Raw genomic sequence first — 18,602 nt, 5'->3', positions numbered from 1 at the left:
GACCACCGGCCTGCCAGCCGGTGGGCATGATCCTTCGGGTTTTCGCTGTCAGGGCTTCATCGCATGACCATCGGCGCTGGCGCGGACCGGCGTCGAGAATCGGCGCCTTCCCGAATCCAGGACTCCGCCTGATGAAGCTCACCCTGTCTGCCCTCGCGATTGCCGCCGCCATGCTCGCTACCAGTGCCCAGGCCCAGTCGCTGACCTACCCGGTCACCCGCAAGGCCGACCAGATCGACGCCTATCACGACACCGCCGTCGCCGATCCCTACCGCTGGCTGGAGGACGACAACAGCGCCGAGACCAAGGCCTGGGTCATCGCCCAGAACCAGGTCACCGACAAGTTCCTGGAAGCCATGCCGCAGCGCCTGCCGGCGCGCCGCATCTACACCGAGCTCTACAACTTCGAGCGCTTCGGCATTCCTTTCCACGAAGGCGGCCGCTATTTCTGGACCCGCAACGACGGCCTGCAGCAGCAGAACGTGCTCTACACGGCCAAGGCGCTGGGCGATACGCCCGCGGTGGCCCTGGACCCCAACCTGCTGTCCAAGGACGGCACCGTGGCCCTCTCCGGCATCGTGCCCTCGCGTGACGGCAAGCTGCTGGCCTATGGCATCGCCGGCGCCGGCTCCGACTGGCAGACCTGGAAGGTGCGCGACCTGGCCACCGGCCAGGACCTCGCCGACACCATCGAATGGGTCAAGTTCAGCAGCGCCTCCTGGACGGCCGACGGCAAGGGCTTCTTCTACGCCCGCTATGACGCCCCCAAGGAAGGCGAGAAGCTCAAGGGCGCCAACTACTTCCAGAAGCTCTACTACCACCGCCTCGGCACCGCCCAGGGCGAGGATGTCCTGGTTGCCGAGAACCGCGAGGACAAGGAATGGGGCTTCGGCACCGAGGTGTCGGACGATGGCGAACTGCTCATCATCAGCGTCTGGAAGAGCGCCGGCAGCAAGAATGGCGTGATGGTGCTGCCCCTGCCCAAGGGCGGTTTCGCCGGTGGCAAGCCCCAGCCCATCACGCTGGACTTCGACGCCCAGTACTCCACCATCGCGGCCATCGGCGGCAAGCTCATCGTCAAGACCGACAAGGGCGCGCCGCGCGGCAAGCTGGTCGCCATCGACCTGAAGAATCCCGCGCCGGCCGGCTGGAAGACGCTGGTGGCCGAAGGCCCTGACGCGATGACCGGCGCCTCCGCCGTCGGCGGCCGCTTCCTGCTGAGCTATCTGCATGACGCCGCGACGCTGGTGCGCGTCCACGGCGCCGACGGCAAGCAGCTGAGCGAGGTCAAGCTGCCCGGCGTCGGCACCGCCGGCGGCTTCGGCGGCCGCTGGGGCGACAAGGAAACCTTCTTCAGCTACACCAGCCTGACCACGCCGGCCGAGATCCATCGCTACGACATCAAGACCGGCAAGGTCAGCCTGTTCAAGAAGCCCAAGACGGCCTTCAACGCCGACGAGTTCGAGACCCGCCGCGAGTTCGTCACCAGCAAGGACGGCACGCGCTTCCCCATCTTCATCGCCGCGAAGAAGGGCCTGAAGTTCGACGGTACGAACCCGACCCTGCTCTATGGCTATGGCGGCTTCGACATCTCCATCACGCCGGGCTACGGCGTGACGGCGGCGACGTGGATGAAGATGGGCGGCGTCTACGTCATCGCCTCCATCCGCGGCGGCGGCGAATATGGCTCGGCCTGGCATGAGGCCGGCACCAAGCTGAAGAAGCAGAACGTCTTCGACGACTTCATCGCCGCCGGCGAATGGCTGGTCAACAACAAGGTGGCCAGCCCCGCCACGCTGGCCATCAATGGCGGCAGCAATGGCGGCCTGCTGGTGGGTGCGGTCACCAACCAGCGCCCCGACCTGTTCGCCGCGGCTGTGCCCCAGGTCGGCGTGATGGACATGCTGCGCTACCAGAACTTCACCATCGGCTGGGCCTGGGCGACCGACTACGGCACCAGCAACGACAGCCCCGAGATGTTCCGCGCGCTGTATGCCTACTCGCCGGTGCACACCATCAAGAGCGGCGCCAAGTACCCGGCGGTGTTGATCACCACCGGCGATCACGACGACCGCGTCGTGCCGGCCCACAGCTTCAAGTACGCCGCCACGCTGCAGGCCGCAGACACGGGTGCCGCGCCCAAGCTGATCCGCATCGAGACCAATGCCGGCCATGGCGCCGGCAAGCCCACCTCCAAGATCATCGAGGAGCGCAGCGACATCCTGGCCTTCATCGCCAACACGATGAAGCTCGAGGTGAAGTAGCTGCCTCTACCGGTTGTGCGGGCCCTCACTGTCTAAGGGCAGTGAGGTGACTTGATACTTGAGGCTTGGCCCAGAGTCCTCTGCGTCAGCAGATCTACCTGGGCGGTGAGGACTTTGTTCAGCGCATGCAGGCACAGGCAGGGTCGCCGCAGTTGCGCGCAGCGGCCGTGCCGCGCGAACAGCGCGCCACGCGACCGACTGGCTGGCCGAAGTGCCGACGCGTGAAGAGGGCTTGTGCCGGGCGTATCGGCTGGGCGGCATGACCATGATCTGCAGAGCGGAACTGCAGCGGGCCGGGGAGGCTGACCCTCGCGCGTGTCAACGCCTATGCGCTGGTGGCGACCCAGGCGCGGCGCCGAGGCGATCGAGCGGGCGATGCAGCGCTTGTCGGCGCGCTGGCCGGCCGATCCGCAACATAGTGGATGCGTCGCGTCGTGAAGTCTTGCGCTCGAGCCGGCATCGGCGCAGCATCTTTGCCAACCTATCGCCGTCTGGAGGTCACCATGCAGCACCACACCTACAAATGGCTGCGGTTCCTCGCGAGCGCTGTCGCTCTGGCTGCGGCCGGATCTGCGGCGGCCTTCCCGGTTGGGATATCGGACTACGTGCGGATCGATTTTCGCGGCGCCAATGTGGTCGACGCCAAGGTGACCGAGGACGACGAGGCGGCGGGTACGATCGAGCTGGCAGGGGCCCCCTCGGTTTCCCTGCACCTGGCCCAGGAAGGATCGATGTTCTTCCAGCTAGGCTTTTTGGAGGCCGACGGCTCGTTAAGCGATGTTTTCTCCTTGAACCTCACGGCGGCTTGCCTCGACAACATCATCGGCACCAACGGCGAGCGCACGCACCGCTGCGTCGGGGGTGACGATCTGCAGTCCGAAAACGGTACGTTGAAGGTCGGCTACCGCTTGGTCAGCGACGCGGCAGGTGGCTTGCCGGGCATCGATCAGATCAATCGCTTCGTCAAGGAAGACGCGCGCAACGGCATCGAGTTGATCTTCCCCGACGACCCGACGAATGTGCTCACCGCGGGAGAACAGGGTTTCCTGCGCGCGGTGGGGCTCACGGTGGCCGTCGGCTCGGATGGCGACGTGCCTGAGCCCGCCACGCTCTGGTTGCTGGCCGCCGCCAGCTTCGCCGCCCTGGCGTCCGCGCGCTGCCGCAAGGCTGGCCTGCAGCGGAGCTGAATCGCCGCGGCTTCGTCGGGCCGCAACGGTGCGCGGGAGCGAGGAGGGCGAGGATCGGGGGGGGCGCCAGAGTCAGGTCATCCATTTGCCATCCCCAGCCCGCAGCAGTTCGGCGCTGCGGATCAGCCGGCTCACGTGGGTCACCGACAGGCCGGCCCAAGATGAACATGGCGAGTTTGTGCATGCAGGCCCCCACGACGGCCTCACCCCAGGGTTCGGCGGGTTCGGGGCCAGGCCTCAAGTTTTAAGTCCGCAGGTCTGCAGGTCCGGGGTAACAACCATGACCTGCCTATCTTCCTCTGCGCTCTCGCGATCGGCTGGCTGACTTGGGCCATGTCAGAAGTTCACGGCCTTGGTCTTGAGTCCGCGCGCCACCAGCGTCGCGTTGATCAGCTGAGCCTGCTCGCGGCTCGGGAAGGGCCAGACCGTGGCGCGCCAGCCTTCGGGCGTCTGGATGACGTCGGCCTGCAGGGCATTGGGATCGCTGTGCACGCCGACAAGGCCGGCCTTCATCTTGGCCAGCAGGGCCTCGGCCTCGGCTTTGCTGCCCGGCGGGCCGACGAGGGCGACGACGATCTTGTCAGGTGATTGCGCCAGCCTGGTCAGGCGCGGGTCGGCGGGCTCGGGTTTGCCGGGCGCCGAAGCGGCCGCCGGCTCGGACGCTTTTTCCGCGACGGCCTCGGCCGGCTTTTCCGAGCGCAAGATCGGCGGCCTCTTGATGCCGTCGCTGCGCTCCACCAGGCGAGGGCGGATATCGGGCTGAGACGCCTCGCCCGCCGGCTCGCTGGCCATGGTTTGCGGGGCCGAAGCGGCCATGGCGCCCGACGCTGCAGCAGTGGCTGCCGAGGTGGGCGCCGCAAGCGCCGGCACCGATGCGGCCGAAGCCGCCGCCGGGGGCGGCGCCACGACCGGTTCGGCAGTGCGCTTGGGCCACAGCATCCAGGTGGCCACTGTGATCAGGACGGCCAGCAAGCCGCCGGCGGCGCCCAGCCGTATCGGGTCCCAGAGCCGGCGGCCGGCGATCTCCGACGGGATGCCGCGACCGGCCAGCACGCGGGTGCGGGCGCTGCCGACGTCGATGCCCGCCGTCATCAGATACAGCTCGAAAGGCCAGCCGCCGTGGCTGCCGGCCAGGGCCTCGTCGATGACGATGACGCGCCAGGGCTGGCTCTCGGGTGTGGCCGGCGCCTCGGCAAAGCCGTGGGCCAGCGCAAAGCGCTCGACCTGGGCGGGACTCAGGCCGGGGACGAATCTTTCGCTGAAGGCGCGCCACTGTGTGCGCGGACGCCGCCTCAACAGCCGGGGCAGCTGTTTCAGGCGCAGCTGCCAGGCTGCCCAGCGCGACAGCGGCGGCGAGCCATGCAGTTCGTCGAAGGTGCTGACGACATCGGTCAGCACGGGCTCGACGACGGCGCCCGCCTCGGCCGAGGCACGCACAAAGGGCAGGGCCACCACGCCCACGGTATGCACGTCGCCCACGGCGATGCGCCGCGCAAGCGGGTGGCGGTTGTGCCAGTCAACGATCTGTTCGGCCAGGCGCTCCATGACTCATCGATCTTCGCCGAGCCTGCGGGGCGACAGCGCCGGGATCAGGCGGGTGAACTCAGGCCAAATGCTTCAGCAGCCAGGCGTTCAGGTCTTCGATCTCTTCCATGCAGACCGAATGCGGCATGGGGTAGTCATGCCATTCGACCTGGTGGCCCAGGGCGACCAGGGCGTCACGGCTGGCTGTGCCGCGGGCCGGCACGACGACCGGGTCCTGCATGCCGTGGGCCATGAAGATGGGCAGATCGGCATTCGCGGCCGAGCGCTCGGCAGCCGTCGTGCCGGCCAGCGGCAGATAACCCGACAGGCCGACGGCGCCGCCCAGACGCTCGGGATAGCGCAGGGCCGTCATCAAGGCCATGGCGCAGCCCTGCGAGAAGCCCACCAGCACGATGCGCCCGGCCGCCACGCCGCGCTGGCGCTCGGCATCGACGAGTTCGGCGATCTGGCGTTGCGACTCGCGCAGGCCGGCTTCGTCCTCGCGCCTGACGAGGTCGGTGCCGAGGATGTCGTACCAGGCCCGCATCACATAGCCGCCGTTGATGGTGACGGGCCGCTCTGGCGCATGCGGCAGGATGAAGCGCACAGCGCCCAGGCGTCGCAGGTCCAGCTCGCCACAGATGGGCACGAAGCCGTGGCCGCTGTCGCCCAGTCCGTGCAGCACGATGATCGTCGTGCCGGGGTTGGGGCCGGTCTCGATGACCTCGGTTTCAAGCATGGGGATTCCAATCCTGTTTCAGCAGTTCAAAGCGCTTGTCGCCATAGGCGTCCAGGCCTTCGTCGGTCGGCATCCAGCCGGCGCGGCGGTAGAAGGCTTCGGCGCGGGAGTCGGGCATGGTGCCGAGGTCCAGGCGCCGGTGGCCCTGGGCGAACAGCCAGTTCACCATCACATCGTGCAGCATCCGCCCGAAGCCCATGCCATGCAGTGGCGGGTCGACGAACATGGCCCAGATGTGGCCATCGCGGGCGTCGCCGATCGAGAAGCCGGCAATGCGACCCGGCTCCAGCTCGACGACCCAGCCGCGGCCATAGTCCTCGAGGTAGGCATGCAACTCGGCGTCGGAGATGCGGCCCGGCGTCAAGGTGTTTTCGGTGACGGCATAGCGCACGCGCCAGATCTCGGCGGTGTCGTCGCGGGTGGCTTGTCGGAGGTGTGACATGGCGTCATTGTCGCGACAGCCGCAGGCGTTTTCGCGGTCCATGATGCCGGCCATGGGAAGCCTCTATCTCGTCCGCCACGGCCAGGCCAGTTTCGGCGCGGCCGACTACGACCAGCTCAGCGCCAAGGGCCATCAGCAATGCCGCCACCTCGGCGCCTACTGGCGCGAGCGCGGCCAGCGCTTCGACGCTGTCTTCACCGGCACGCTGCGCCGCCATGCCCAGTCGCTGGCCGGCATCGTCGAGGGTTATGGCGAAGACCTGCCGGCCATCGCCCTGCCCGGCCTGAACGAATACGACAGCGAGGCCGTCGTGCGCGCCGTCCACCCCGGCCCCATCGATCCACCGACCAACCCCGAGGCCGTCAAGCAGCATTTCCGCCTGCTGCGCCAGGGCCTGCTGGCCTGGATGAATGGCGAGACGGTGCCCGTGGGCATGCCCAGCCACGCCGATTTCGCCGCGGGCGTGGCCGATGCGCTGAACCGCGTGCTGGCCCTGGGCGTTGGCAAGCAGGTCCTTGTCGTCTCCAGCGGCGGCCCGATCTCGACAGCGGTCGCCCAGGTGCTGAGCGCGCCGGCCGAGACCTGCGTCGAGCTCAATCTGCGCATCCGCAACTCAGCCGTCACCGAGTTCGCCTTCAACCCCAAGCGCCACCACCTCGTCACCTTCAATACCCTGCCGCACCTGGACACGGCCGAGACGCGTGCGCTAGCCACGCATGCCTGACGCGCCTGGCCAACTCCCCGGAGCATTTCAGTGGCGAGTGGAGAATCACTGCATGAGTGCAGAGTCTGCCCTGGGGCTGTTGGGCTTCGTCGGCGTGGTCGGGCTCGGGGTAAGCCTGGCCGTTGCCAACCAGCGTCGCTACACGCAGGAGATCGAGCGCAGGCGGGCCAGCGCGAGGGCCCAGGTGCGCGAATACCGCGCCTCGTCGGCCGACGCCCGCTATGCCTTCGATGGTCAGACGGCCACCATCGTCCTGGAGCAGGAATCGATTCAGGGAGGCCGCTCGACGGCCGAGCATTTCTCTCTCACCTGCTACGCCAGCAATGAAGCGGGCGAATACTTCATGTTCGTCTCGGATGGCGTGTCCAAACCCTTCTTCAAGCATGTGGAGCCGCGCATCGCCCGGTTGGTGCTGAAGGACAAGTTCCGCGAGCCGCGCTCGGATTGACCTGGCGCGCTGAGAGGCAGCAGCGATCTTGGACAATGGCCCTTGATGTCCTCGCCGCTTTTCACCTCGCTGATCACCCCGCCTCCCGCCGCTGCGGCGCCGGCTCACGAACGCTTCCTGCACCTCATCCGCCTGGCCCTGGCCGGCGGCCAGTTCGGCAAGCTGCTGTTGTCCGGCCCGGTGGGCGACGACGCGGATGTCGAGCGGCTGACGGTGCGCCTGGTCGAACTGCGCGGCGAGCCGACCCTGAGCTTTCTGTGGCGGCACCGCACCAAGGACATCACCAAGAACCATGGGCTGGAGGCCGGACTGGCCGAGATCGCCACGCTGCTGGGCGCGCGCTTTCGCAATGCCCATCTGCACACGGCGGCCGAGGAAGTCCAGTTCGCCGTCAGCCGCAAGGGTCGCGAGACGCTGCGCGTGACGCGCGTCGACGGGGACGAGACGTCGGCACCGGCAGCCCATGACAAGGCCAAGCAGCGCCCGCTGGAGATGACCCACCCGGTCTGGTCGGCCCTGGGCCTGACCCATCTCGTCAAGGGCGAGCCGGCCCTGGTACCGGCCATGGCCCGCAAGTGGAAGCAGATCAACCGCTTCGTCGAGATCCTGTCGTCGGCCGTCGACGAGGCCGGCCTGGCCGGGCCGGTGCGGGTGGCGGATTTCGGTTCAGGCAAGGGTTATCTGACCTTTGCCGTGCATGACTGGCTGCAGGCCCACGGCCTGCAGCCGCGGGTGACGGGCATCGAGCTGCGTGACGACATGGTGAAGCTGTGCAATGCCGTCATCGAAGGCGAGCAGCTTGCCGGTATCCGCTTCGACCAGGGCGATGTGAGAACGCAGGCGGTGCAGCCCCTGGACGTGATGATCGCCCTGCATGCCTGCGACATCGCCACCGACCATGCCCTGCACGTCGGCCTGCAGTCGGGCGCCCGCATCATCATGAGCTCGCCCTGCTGCCACAAGGAGCTGCGCCCGCAGATGACGCTGCCGGCCGTGCTGCGGCCGATGCTGCAGCACGGCATCCACCTCGGTCAGGAAGCCGAGATGGTGACCGACTCGCTGCGTGCCCTGCTGCTGGAAAGCCAGGGTTACCGCACCCAGGTGTTCGAGTTCATCGCGCTGGAACACACCAGCAAGAACAAGATGATCCTGGCCGTGAAGGCCCAGGGTGCCGCCGCCGAGGCCCTGGCCGCGCGCCGGCCGGAGCTGCTGGCGCAGATCGCCGAGATCAAGCGCTTCTACGGGCTGCGCGAGCAGCGCCTGGAGCAGCTGCTGGCCGCCTGAGCCGCGTCAGTTCACGAGCGCGAAGGTCACATAGCCGGCACCCACCTCGGCCAGGTGCTTGATGCCCGAGGTGCCGGCACTGAGGGCCGTGAAGCGCAGGTGCCGCCCCGTTTCACTGGCGTGCTGGGCCAGGTCCAGCGCCACGGTCATCCGCTCATTGGCATGCGGTGCCAGGTCGTTGTACTGGAGCTCGAGGTCCGCCCCGGCGGTCATCAGCGACTTCAGGAAGGCCGGTTGAAGGGTGTTTTGATGCATGCGATCTCTCCGTCAGGTCAAGGCAGCAAGGTGCTGGTGTGCCACTACTGCGTCGCGTCCGCATTCGCGGCGCGCAGCGGGTCCGACACCTCCAGCCAGTCCAGGTCGTTCTCCAGCGTGTGGAAGGCGTCGTCGCCGATGTCGCCGGCGTCCCGCAGCGCGAGCAGCACCTGGCGGGCGGCCTGCAGGGCGGCGCGGTAGCGCTCGTCGTATTCGGCCCCGAAGGACGCGAAGGGGCTGCCGCTTTCGTGCAGCGGCCGGCCCAGATGCATCTTCAGGTTCTTGCGCACCAGGTTGACGGCGGCGGAACCGTCGGCGGGCAGCTGCGCGAAGGCGGCTTCCAGCATGCGATGGCGGGCGGCGTGCTCCTCGTGCCCAACCGGGTCGCCGTCGTGCAGCTTCAGGGCGCGCAGCAGCGGCTTCAGCGTCAGGCCCTGGATCAGCAGCGTGCCGAGCACGACGAGGAAGGCCGTCAGCACGATCAGGTCGCGGCCCGGGAAGCCTTCGGGCAGGGCCAGGGCCGCCGCCAGCGTGACGATGCCGCGCATGCCGGCCCAGGAGATCACCAGGCCGCTGCCCACCGTCGGCCTCAGCATGGGCCGAGGCGGGTTGAAGCCATGGCGGGCATCGCGCCAGCGGATGGCGGCGTTGAAGACCATATGCCAGGCGATACGCACGAGGATCACCGTCACCAGCACCGCCGCAGCCACGCCGAGGTATTGCTCGCGCACCGGTGCATCCAGCCCCAGCAGGATGGGCCGCAGCTGCAGCCCGATGAAGATGAAGGCGAAGATGTTCAGCGCGAACACCACCGTGGCCCAGACCGCGTTGGTGGGGATGCGGATGCGGGCGGGGATGCGCGCCGGCGCCATGCGGGCCAGCGTCATGGCGAAGCAGACCGTGGTCAGCACGCCCGACAGGCCCACGTGTTCCGCCACCTGCCAGACCGTGAAGGTGCCGATGAACTGCAGGATGATGGCCGTGGGAATGTGCTGCACGCGCTCGAACAGGCGCTGCGCGATGAAGCCCAGGGCCGGCCCGGCGATCAGGCTGCCCAGCACGGCCAGCAAAAAGGTCGGCGCCACGGCCTGCAGCGAGAAACCCCCGGCCGCCACGGCGCCCACGGCCAGGCGGTAGATCAGCAGGGCGCTGGCGTCATTGAGCAGGCTCTCGCCTTCGAGGATGCCGAGGATGCGCTGGGGCGGTCGAAGCGGGCGCAGCACGGCGGTGGCGGCCACCGCGTCGGGCGGCGCGACGATGGCGCCGAGGGCGATCGCCGCGGCCCAGGGCAGCCCGGGGACGAGGGCATGGGCCACCGCGGCCACCGCCGCCGTCGTCAGGACCACCGCGACAACCACCAGGCTGACCAGCGGCGCCCAGTTGTCCTTCAGGTCGCGCAGCGAGGCGTCGTAGCCGGCATCGACCAGGATGGGCGCCACGAACAGGGCCAGCACGAGGTCGGGCGGCAGGCTGAGGCTGGGGGCGCCGGGAATCAGGGCCAGCAGCGCGCCGCCGATGGCGAGGAAGACGGGGTAGGGCGCGCCGGCCCGCCTTGCGACGGCGGCCAGCACCACGGCCGCCACGAAGAGGATCAGGATCTGTTCGAGTGCCTGCACCGGGCGGAGTATGGCCGCCCGGCCCGGGCAAAGGAAGGCGGGCTGCCGCCTTCGGGACTCAGTGCCGGCGGCGGCCGATCAGGCCCAGCGCCAGCAGCCCCGGCAGCAGCAAGGCCCAGGCCGCCGGCTCGGGCACGACGGCGGCCTGCTCGACGCCGTCCAGGTGCACGCGCCAGAAACCGCCCTTCTGGTCGTTGGCGTTGACGTCGTAGCCCGGCTGGTTCCAGTCGGCGAGCTTGATGGGCGTGTCGGCGTCGTAGGCGAAGCCCTGGCGCAGCGTCGTGCCGAGCGCATCGTTGGAGCTTGTGTTCAGCACCAGGCGATAGCTGCCGGCCGTGGCGGCGGTGAACTGCAGCCCTGCATCGAAGTAGCCGGCGGCGGTGTTCAAGAGGCTGCCGCTGTCGTTGTCCTGCGCGACGATGGCGCCGGCGCTGGCGAGGAAGAGCTGTGGGTCGAAGTTCAGGCCCGATTGCCAGGAGTCGGTCCACAGGCTGACCGTGCTGCCGGCGGCGACGCTGAAGTCGATGACGATCTTGTCGTTGTGGTTGACGGCCTGGCCGGAGAAGCTCAGGTCGGCGGCCTGGGTGCTCAGCGACAGGGCTGCCAGGGCGAGCGAGAGGAAATGCTGCTTCATGTTGCTTCCTTGTCTTCGGATCAGGGCGCCAGGACCGGCGCGTTGGCGCGCGGCGTCGTCTGGGCCGAGGGGCGCAGATGGTTCTCGCCGGCGCGCACTTCAAACGCCGCCGCGAAGGTCTCGATATTGCTGGGGCTGGCCACCGTGTCCACGTACCACCACTCGCCGACAACACGGTCGCGGTTGACGTCCATCAGCATGTAGCCGCGGCGGGTCAGCTGCACATATTTGAAGTGCGGGTTGTAGAGCTTGATGGCGCCGGCAATCGCGCCGGTCGTGTCGGTGTCGATGCCGGGTGAGGTGACCGAGGTGCCGACGAACTCGACGGCCAGCGAGCCGGCGCCGGTCGCCTTGTCGTAGGACGCTGCGCTGTAGGGATTGGGGTTGAGGTCGGCCGCCCAGCTGCTGTGGATGTCACCGGTCAGCACGACGACGTTGTTGACCTGCGGATTCGTGGCGTCACCCTTGATGCCGGCGAGGACGCGGTTGCGCGCCGGCTCGTAGCCGTCCCACTGGTCGCTGTTGATGAAGTACAGGCCTGGATCGGTGGTCTGGTTGCTGCCCGGCGCCTTGAGCTGGGCAAACATCACACCCTGGCCGAGCAGCTTCCACTGCGCCGGCGTCGTGCGCAGACGGTTGACGAGCCAGGCCTCCTGGGCGTCGCCCAGCAGCGTGCGGCTGGCGTCGCCATAGCCGGGGTCGGTGGTCGCAAAGCCGGCGCCGAAGGGCGTGGCGTGGACGGCGGTGGTGAGCTGCTCGGAGCGGGCGTTGATGCGCTCCTCCAGCATCAGCAGGTCGGCCAGGTCGCCATAGGCAAAGCCGCGGTGGTTGTCGCGCGGCTTGTTGACGTCCACCGGACGCACCGGCATCCACTCGTAGTAGGCCTGCAGGGCGGCAGCCACGCGCGCGGCCCAGTCGCCTTCGGTGGCAGGCTGGTGGTTCTCGGCGCCGCCCTTCCAGCTGTTGTTGGCGGTCTCGTGATCGTCCCAGATGGCGACCAGCGGATGCTGGCGGTGCAGGGCCTGCAGGTCGGCGTCGCGTTTGTACTGGGCGTGGCGCAGGCGGTAGTCGGCCAGCGACACCATCTCGGTCGGCGGCTCGGGTGTGCGCACGCTGCCGTACTGGCCGGCGCCGTATTCGTAGAGGTAGTCGCCCAGGTGCATGACCAGGTCGAGATCGGCGCGTGCGGCGATGCGGGCGTAGGCGTTGAAGTAGCCGTAGGCATGGTTGGAGCAGCTCACCACGGCGAAGCGCAGGCTGTCCACGCCTGTGGTCGGCAGCGTCTTGGTGCGGCCGACCGGGCTGTCCACGCCTTCGCAGCTGAAGCGGTAGTAGTAGGTCGTGCCGGGCAGCAGGCCGAGGGCGTCGACCTTGACGGTGTAGTCGCGGCCTGGGTTGGTCTTGGCGGAGCCGCGCTGCACGACCTGCGTCAGCGCCGGGTCGGTGGCAACGACGTAGCTCAGCGTCAGCGCCGGCCGTGGCGTGGCGGGCGTGATGCGTGTCCACAGGATGACGCGGTCGGCCAGCGGATCGCCACTGGCGACGCCGTGGTCGAAGCGCAGGGCCGCGATGGCGGCCTGGGCCTTGCTCAGCAGCGGAGCGCTGGCGATGAGGGTTGCTGCGCCGGCGCCGGAGCGCTGGAAGAACTCGCGGCGGTTGCCGCCCGGCCGCGCCGGTTGGACTTTGAGGGGACGACCCATGCTGGACCTCGCGCTGAGTGCCGCGGCGACGGCCCCGGCGAAGCGCCAAGCATGGACGGCGACTGTGACCGGGCTGAGACGCCCGGCGGCCCTAACGGATCACGTCACTGCGCGCGGCGCCGCCGCGCGATCAGGCCCAGGCAGGCCAGGCCCGCCAGGATCATGGCCCAGCTGCCCGGCTCGGGCACCGGGGCCGGTGCACCCCACTGGATGGTCTGGCCGTCGGTGGCCAGGCCGTTGCCGGCCGTGAAGCCGTAGTGCACCGGCTGCCCCGCCAGGCCCAGGGCCGCGAAGTCCACCTGGGCCTGCACGCTGAAGCTGCCAAGCAGCAGGTTGGAGATGGTGCCGGTCAGCATGCCGGCGTTGTCGCCGTTGCCTGACGGGGCGTAGCTCAGCTCGCCGAGGAAGGCGTAGCTGGCGTTGCGGATGCTGTCGCCCAGGCCGGTCTCGGTGTAGGCCACGGGTGTATTGCTGCCGCCGGTGAGGAGCTGCACGCTGGGCGAGACCGGCTCACCGTTGAAGTGGAAGGTGTCCACGGCGAAGGCCACGCTGGCCGACGAGAGGCCGCCGTAGCCGAGGTCGGAGCCGCCGTTGCCAACGCCGGTCGCGTCGGCCAGCACCAGGGTCAGGCCATCGCCGCGCAGCTGGCTGGGGTCGTTCTGGAGGTTGAAGTAGAAGCGAAAGCCGAAGGCGGCGTTGAAGTCCAGCGCCAGGGCCTGCGGCGCCCAGCCCGCGCCCGCCTGCCCGCCGATGCCCGACTGGGTCAGGTTCAGCACGCTGTAGGTGAAGCCGTTGCCGGGCGTGAAGCTCTGCGCCTGCGCGCTGCCGTACAGCGTCCAGCTCGGGAAGTCGGGGCTGTGGCTCTGGTCGGTCAGGTCCACGCCCTGCTGGGCCTGGGCGGTGAAGACCTGGGCCGCGAAGGCGGCGCACGACATCAGACGGGCGAGTTTCATGGGGGCTCCCGGTGGTGGATGGCCGGAAGTGTTGAAAGCGTCCGTTAGGCAATCGTTAGCTGCGCTGGCCGCGCTGCCCCCTCAATCGGGTGGCCTGAAGAAAGGAAAGCCCCGTCTGACCGGAGCCAGTCGGGGCGCAAAGGCGCTTCACGCCGCCCGGGACACACCCGAGGGTGCGTGGGGCTGCGGCGTTCACACAGCGCAAACGGCCTGCCATGAGCGACACCGTGAACGGTGACGCGGGCGGGGCCCGGATCTCGTGCTTTCATGGTCGCGGGCGGATCGCGATGTTCCGCCTCGCCAGGGGCCGCAGCGTTGCCGGGGGCCGTGCACTGGTGACGGGCTGAATCATCGGCGCAGCCGGCCGTGAACGAAGCCGCGATCAGCCGGGGTCGGCCCGGCTTTTTTCAGCTTCAGTGCACGTGGCCTTCGGCGCGCGCGGGTGTCACCTTCAGTCGCACGGCCGGCGCCCGCGGCTTGGGATTGGCCGCGGTCGGCAGCTCGGCCCAGTTCCATTCGCCCTGGGTGCAGACCTGGCGCACGGCGAAGGCCAGCTCGCCCGCGGCTGCCGGCAGGGTGGCGCGCAGGATGAACTCGTCGTACCAGGCGTCCGGCAGGACGTTGGCCTCGCCGTTGGCCGTCCAGCGGATCTCGGCCAGCTCATCGGTGACGGGCTTGCCGTGGCTCTCGTAGGGCGTTTTCAGCGGTCGGCGTTGCGTCGTCAGCGTCCAGCCCGGCTTGGGCATGGGCTTGGCGCCCCCCAGGCCCTCGGGCAGGGTGATGACGATCTCCTTCGTCGCCGCGCCGCCTTCACAGCCATGGCCGACCTTGAAGACGGCGCGGTAGCTGCTGCCGGCCGCGGCCTCGGGCTGGTCCAGCGTGATGTGGGCGTGGGCGGCGCCGGCGCAAAGGGCCAGCAGCGCGAGGGTGGCGGGGGTGGTCTTGTTCATAGATCGACTTTCAGCTCGGCCGAATAGCTGCGTTGCGGATAGGGGTGGAAGTTCCAGTAACGATAGTTGTTCAGGTTGTCGATGCCGACCGCGGCGCTCCACTGGCGGTCAATCTTCCACAGCAGCCGCACATCGGCCGTGGCGTATTTGCTGACGCCCATGTAGGCGAAGCCGTTCACGTCGGCATTGTTCAGCGTGCGGTACTGGCGGCCGCTGTAGCGGGCGGCCAGGCTGGCGCTCCAGTGCTCGTCGACGCGCCAGGTGGCCAGGCCGGTGGCGCGCCAGCGCGGGATGTTGGGCTGCCGCTTGCCCACGGTGTCGCCCGGCACGGCGACGAAGCCGCTGTTGGCCTTGATCTTGGAGTCGGCATAGGTGGCGCTGGCGGTCAGGTCCAGTCCCTTCACCAGCCAGTCCGTCGTGCCCAGCGTCGCCTCGAGGCCGGCCGTGCCTATCCTGTCGACGTTCTGCACCCGGCTGATGTTCTTGTTCGCCGCCGCGTCGAAGACGGTTTGCGAGTACAGCGAGTCGCGCGTCGTCTCGGCGAAGAGGGTGAGGCGGGACTGCAGCAGGCCCCAGGCGGATTCGGCGCTCAGCTCGGCCGTCCAGGACTTCTCGGGCTTCAGATCCGGATCGTTGATGTACTGCGAGTTCGTCGTCGACGTGGCGCCATACAGCTCGGCGACGGTGGGCATGCGCACCGCGCGCCCCAGCGAGGCCTTGAGCGTGGTGTCGGCCGTGGCCTGCCACGACAGGGCCGCCTTGGGTGACAGGAAGCTCGCGCTGCGCGCGGCGTAGCTCTGGCCGGCCGTGGCCGAGAAATCGGTGCGGCCGTTGCGAGCCTGCCAGTGTTCGGCGCGCAGGCCGAGCACGGCCTTCCAGTCCTCGGCGGGCAGCCAGGCATACTGCACATAGGCCGCCTGCAGGCGGGTGTTGCCACTCACGTTGGCGCTCATCGTGCCGGGGCCGTCGGCGAGATAGTTGCCGGCGATATTGGAGGTCAGATAGCGCAGCTGGTAGCTGTCCTGCTGCAGGCCCAGGTCCACGACATGGCCGGTGCCGGCGGGGCGCCAGATGCCCTTGAGCGCCAGCGTGTTCCAGCCGGTGCCGCTGCCGTCGGCCAGGGTGCCGGCGCCGCCGGCCTGGGCCGCGGGCTGCGGATTGCCGGCCGCGTTCTGGCGCTTGTCGTCCTTGCGGTAGTCGTAGCGGCTGGCGGCCAGCTCCCAGTCCCATTCGCCACCGCCGCGACTCTTCAACGAGACGCCCTGCATCACGTGCAGCAGCTGCTCGCGCGTCAACGCGAAATCGCCGCCGGTCAACGCGGCGAACTGCCTGCCGTCGATGACGATGGCGCCCGAATGGACGGGTTTGCCGGCGGCGTCGCGCAGCCAGCTCTCGGAGTTGCCGTCGGCGTCGTTGCGCCAGGCGCCCATCACATAGCTGGCGCGCAGCGTGGGGCCGAGGTCGTAGGCCAGCTTGATCTTGAGGTGGTCCTGGTGCGTGCTGTAGGTCGTTGCCGAGCCGAGCAGATACCAGGGCTGGCCATTGCTGTTGGGCACCAGCACCGCGCCCGTCACCGGCGTGCCGTTCGTGATCGGGGTTCCGGTGCTGGCCAGTCGGTTGGCGAAGGTCAGCGGCTGGCCGTCGCTGTCGGTGTGATTGAGGTTGAGCCACCAGCTGAAGCCTCCCGCGCGGTCGCCGAGCGTGGCGCTGGCCTGCCAGGCACGGTAGTTCGTCTTCGTGCCGTACAGCTCGAAGGGCTGGCTCACAAAGCCCAGCTTGGCATGGGCTTCGAAGCGGGTCGGCATGCGGGTCTGGTAGTCCACCACGGCGCCGGCCGAGTTGCCGGGGTAGGCGGCCGAGAAGGGGCCGTACATGACGTCGACACGTTCGATTTCCTCGGGCGTCACCAGGCCCCAGCGCGGCGGGAAGCTTAGGCCGCCGACGCCGTTGCCCAGGTAGTTGGACAGCAGGATGCCGTCGGCATAGACGGCCGAGCGGGCGCTGTTGCCCGTGCCCGAGGCGCGGCTCGAGAGGATGGCGTGGTTGTAGTCGCCGACATAGCGCTTGCGCACCAGCAGGCTGGGCAGGTACTTGAGCGCATCTTCCGCATCGGTCGCGTTGACGCTGCGCTCGATGTCCTCGCGCGAGACCGACTCGCGGGTCGTCGGGATGTTGGTGGGCAGGGAGGTCAGCGAGGCGACCTGCACGCGCACGATGTCGAGCTTGACGCGGGGGGGCGGCGTGTCGGCCTGGGCGGCCGCCTGGGGCGGTGGCGGCGCGTCGTCGCAGTCACAGTCGTCGCAGGCCTGGGCCTGGAGGGCGAGCAGGGTGGCGCAGGCGGCGGCCGCGCGCGCAAGGGCAGTCTTGGAGTTCATGACGAGTTGATCGGAGTCGGGCCGCCGCCACGGTCGGGCGAAGGCAGGCGCCGGGCCTGGAGGCCTCAGCGAGGGATGGGACTCAGATCAGCCCGGGTGGGGCGCGGGCGCTGGCGGGGCGCCAGGCATGGGCGGTGACGGGGCCGGTCCAGAAGCGCTCGGGGGCTTCGAAGCCCAGCTCCGTGCTCAACATCGGCGTTTGCACGACCGGCGGTGGTGCGAGGTCGGCCGCCGTGATGTGGCAGGCCGCGCAATGGCCATGGGCCAGCAGGTCCAGGGCCTTCTCGATGGGCTTCGGCTCAGCCGCCTTGCCGACCGTGGTGGTGGGCGTGCGGCAGATGTCCTGCCAGGCCGAGAAATCGCCCCGCGCATGGGCCAGCGCCGCGCTGATGCCCGGTGCAAGCAGGCCCAGCACCAGCACGGCCAGCAGCCACGCGGCGAAGGCGCGGGGATGGCGGCGTGAGTGACGGACGGGGCTCATGGGGAGGGCGGTGAGGCGTTGGCCGGATTGTGCAACCTCTGCCTCTGCAACAGCGTGGCGACGATGCGATCGCAGCGGTTTCCGTCGAAGGCGAAGGCGTTCTTTTGCGCCAGATCAAGGTCGTGGGCCAGTGCGGCCCGAAGCAGCCCCCGGGCGCGGAAGTAGCGGCTGCGCACCGTCGCTTCCGGGATGCCGAGGGACTGCGCCGTCTCCTCCACGCTGAGCTCCTCGATGCCGCGCAGCACGAAGACGCTGGCGAAGCTGTCCGGCAGTTCGTCGAGCTTGGTTTCGATGAGGTGGCGCAGCTGGGCGCGCGCCAGCGTGTCTTCGGGCCGTTCGGCCAGGGGGCTGTCCATGGCTTCGGTCTCCTGCGTGCCGTCGACGGCCTCGTCCGGCACCATCGGCGCGATGCCGTCGCGGCGGGCCTGCTTGCGCAGGCGGTTCAGGCATTCGCGCATCACCAGCTGCGACAGCCACGTGCCCAGGGACGACTCGCCGCGGAACTGCGCCATGGCGCGGTAGGCCTGCCAATAGGCTTCCTGCAGGGCATCCTCGGCGTCGCTGTCGTTCTTCAGCGTGACGCGGGCCAGGCGGTAGAGGCGGCGGTTGTACTGCCGCATCAGCCGCTCGAAGGCGACGGCGTCGCCTGTGGCGATGCGCCGCGCCAACTCGCGGTCCTCATCGCGAGTGTCTCGGTCCAGGGAGGGCTCGGCGTTCATCGTCGACATCTATTGGACGACCAGGCGGGCCTTCATCGTCGGATGCAGGGTACAGACATAGTCGAGCCGGTCGGTCCTTTTCAGCGTGGTGGTCCACGAGGCGCCGGGCTTGATGGCGGGCGAGCTGAAGGCCCGTTGCGCCATCACCGTGTGCGGCACCACGTCGCGGTTGACCCAGACGATGCGGTCGCCGCGCTTGACCGTCAGCACCGCGGGCTGGAACTGCATGCCCTCGATGGTGACGGTATGGGTGGCGGCCGAGGCCGTCGCGGCGCCAAAGCAAAGCGCCAGGGCGATGCTGCGCATG

Annotated in this window: 18 protein-coding genes; 5 read left to right on the top strand and 13 right to left on the bottom strand. The window is 69.0% G+C overall.

The window, feature by feature from the left end; translation table 11 throughout:
* The first annotated feature begins 131 nt into the window (after positions 1-131).
* Both AC3WOE_RS10810 and AC3WOE_RS10805 read left to right on the top strand, forming a co-directional pair.
* On the top strand, positions 132-2,264 hold the full coding sequence (locus AC3WOE_RS10810) for a prolyl oligopeptidase family serine peptidase (RefSeq protein WP_492690400.1): 2,133 nt from the start codon (positions 132-134) through the stop codon (positions 2,262-2,264).
* A gap of 503 nt (positions 2,265-2,767) precedes the next feature.
* The gene (locus AC3WOE_RS10805) at positions 2,768-3,451 is read left to right on the top strand and encodes a PEP-CTERM sorting domain-containing protein (RefSeq protein ID WP_492690398.1); all 684 of its coding nucleotides are present in this window, start codon (positions 2,768-2,770) and stop codon (positions 3,449-3,451) included.
* A 336-nt stretch (positions 3,452-3,787) separates the two neighbouring features.
* On the opposite strand, the gene AC3WOE_RS10800 is transcribed toward AC3WOE_RS10805, so the two are convergent.
* From AC3WOE_RS10800 to AC3WOE_RS10790, 3 genes are read right to left on the bottom strand one after another with little or no spacing between them, the layout of a single operon-like run.
* A complete protein-coding gene (locus AC3WOE_RS10800) occupies positions 3,788-4,996 on the bottom strand; it encodes a hypothetical protein (protein WP_492690396.1) in 1,209 nt (402 codons plus the stop codon).
* A 58-nt stretch (positions 4,997-5,054) separates the two neighbouring features.
* The gene (locus AC3WOE_RS10795; RefSeq protein WP_492690394.1) at positions 5,055-5,714 is read right to left on the bottom strand and encodes an alpha/beta hydrolase; all 660 of its coding nucleotides are present in this window, start codon (positions 5,712-5,714) and stop codon (positions 5,055-5,057) included.
* A complete protein-coding gene (locus AC3WOE_RS10790) occupies positions 5,707-6,156 on the bottom strand; it encodes a GNAT family N-acetyltransferase (RefSeq protein WP_492690392.1) in 450 nt (149 codons plus the stop codon). The genes AC3WOE_RS10795 and AC3WOE_RS10790 overlap by 8 nt, the downstream gene beginning before the upstream one ends.
* Positions 6,157-6,208: 52 nt before the next feature.
* Here AC3WOE_RS10790 and AC3WOE_RS10785 point away from each other — a divergent pair, with 52 nt between their 5' ends.
* From AC3WOE_RS10785 to AC3WOE_RS10775, 3 genes are read left to right on the top strand one after another with little or no spacing between them, the layout of a single operon-like run.
* Complete coding sequence (locus AC3WOE_RS10785) at positions 6,209-6,880, top strand: histidine phosphatase family protein (RefSeq protein WP_492690390.1); 672 nt, start codon at positions 6,209-6,211, stop codon at positions 6,878-6,880.
* A 52-nt stretch (positions 6,881-6,932) separates the two neighbouring features.
* Positions 6,933-7,328, top strand: a complete 396-nt coding sequence (locus tag AC3WOE_RS10780; RefSeq protein WP_492690389.1) for a hypothetical protein — start codon at positions 6,933-6,935, stop codon at positions 7,326-7,328.
* A gap of 45 nt (positions 7,329-7,373) precedes the next feature.
* A complete protein-coding gene (locus AC3WOE_RS10775) occupies positions 7,374-8,612 on the top strand; it encodes a class I SAM-dependent methyltransferase (protein WP_492690388.1) in 1,239 nt (412 codons plus the stop codon).
* Between the two features lie 6 nt (positions 8,613-8,618).
* On the opposite strand, the gene AC3WOE_RS10770 is transcribed toward AC3WOE_RS10775, so the two are convergent.
* From AC3WOE_RS10770 to AC3WOE_RS10725, 10 genes are all read right to left on the bottom strand, one after another.
* Positions 8,619-8,867, bottom strand: coding sequence for a hypothetical protein (locus tag AC3WOE_RS10770; protein ID WP_492690387.1), 249 nt, complete (start codon positions 8,865-8,867; stop codon positions 8,619-8,621).
* A 44-nt stretch (positions 8,868-8,911) separates the two neighbouring features.
* The gene (locus AC3WOE_RS10765; protein ID WP_492690385.1) at positions 8,912-10,483 is read right to left on the bottom strand and encodes a cation:proton antiporter; all 1,572 of its coding nucleotides are present in this window, start codon (positions 10,481-10,483) and stop codon (positions 8,912-8,914) included.
* Positions 10,484-10,541: 58 nt separating this feature from the next.
* Positions 10,542-11,117 (bottom strand): DVUA0089 family protein, encoded by a 576-nt coding sequence (locus AC3WOE_RS10760; protein ID WP_492690384.1) that lies wholly within the window; start codon positions 11,115-11,117, stop codon positions 10,542-10,544.
* A gap of 20 nt (positions 11,118-11,137) precedes the next feature.
* A complete protein-coding gene (locus tag AC3WOE_RS10755) occupies positions 11,138-12,817 on the bottom strand; it encodes an alkaline phosphatase D family protein (protein ID WP_492690383.1) in 1,680 nt (559 codons plus the stop codon).
* A gap of 104 nt (positions 12,818-12,921) precedes the next feature.
* Positions 12,922-13,770, bottom strand: a complete 849-nt coding sequence (locus AC3WOE_RS10750) for a PEP-CTERM sorting domain-containing protein (protein ID WP_492690382.1) — start codon at positions 13,768-13,770, stop codon at positions 12,922-12,924.
* A gap of 413 nt (positions 13,771-14,183) precedes the next feature.
* Positions 14,184-14,720 carry a YcnI family copper-binding membrane protein gene (locus tag AC3WOE_RS10745; RefSeq protein ID WP_492690380.1) on the bottom strand — a complete coding sequence of 179 codons (537 nt, stop codon included), beginning with the start codon at positions 14,718-14,720 and terminating at the stop codon, positions 14,184-14,186.
* Complete coding sequence (locus AC3WOE_RS10740; protein WP_492690379.1) at positions 14,717-17,095, bottom strand: TonB-dependent receptor; 2,379 nt, start codon at positions 17,093-17,095, stop codon at positions 14,717-14,719. Before AC3WOE_RS10740 ends, AC3WOE_RS10745 begins: the two co-directional genes overlap by 4 nt.
* 82 nt (positions 17,096-17,177) lie before the next feature.
* Positions 17,178-17,576: a DUF2946 family protein gene (locus tag AC3WOE_RS10735; protein WP_492690378.1), complete on the bottom strand. Its 399-nt coding sequence runs from the start codon at positions 17,574-17,576 to the stop codon at positions 17,178-17,180.
* The gene (locus tag AC3WOE_RS10730) at positions 17,573-18,295 is read right to left on the bottom strand and encodes an RNA polymerase sigma factor (RefSeq protein WP_492690376.1); all 723 of its coding nucleotides are present in this window, start codon (positions 18,293-18,295) and stop codon (positions 17,573-17,575) included. Before AC3WOE_RS10730 ends, AC3WOE_RS10735 begins: the two co-directional genes overlap by 4 nt.
* Before the next feature lie 9 nt (positions 18,296-18,304).
* Complete coding sequence (locus AC3WOE_RS10725) at positions 18,305-18,601, bottom strand: plastocyanin/azurin family copper-binding protein (protein WP_492690374.1); 297 nt, start codon at positions 18,599-18,601, stop codon at positions 18,305-18,307.
* Position 18,602: the final 1 nt, after the last annotated feature.

The sequence above is a fragment of the Roseateles sp. FW305-36 genome, assembly GCF_058787015.1.
Note: the sequence above shows the minus strand (reverse complement) of the source record. Positions and strands in the feature narration are given on the sequence as shown.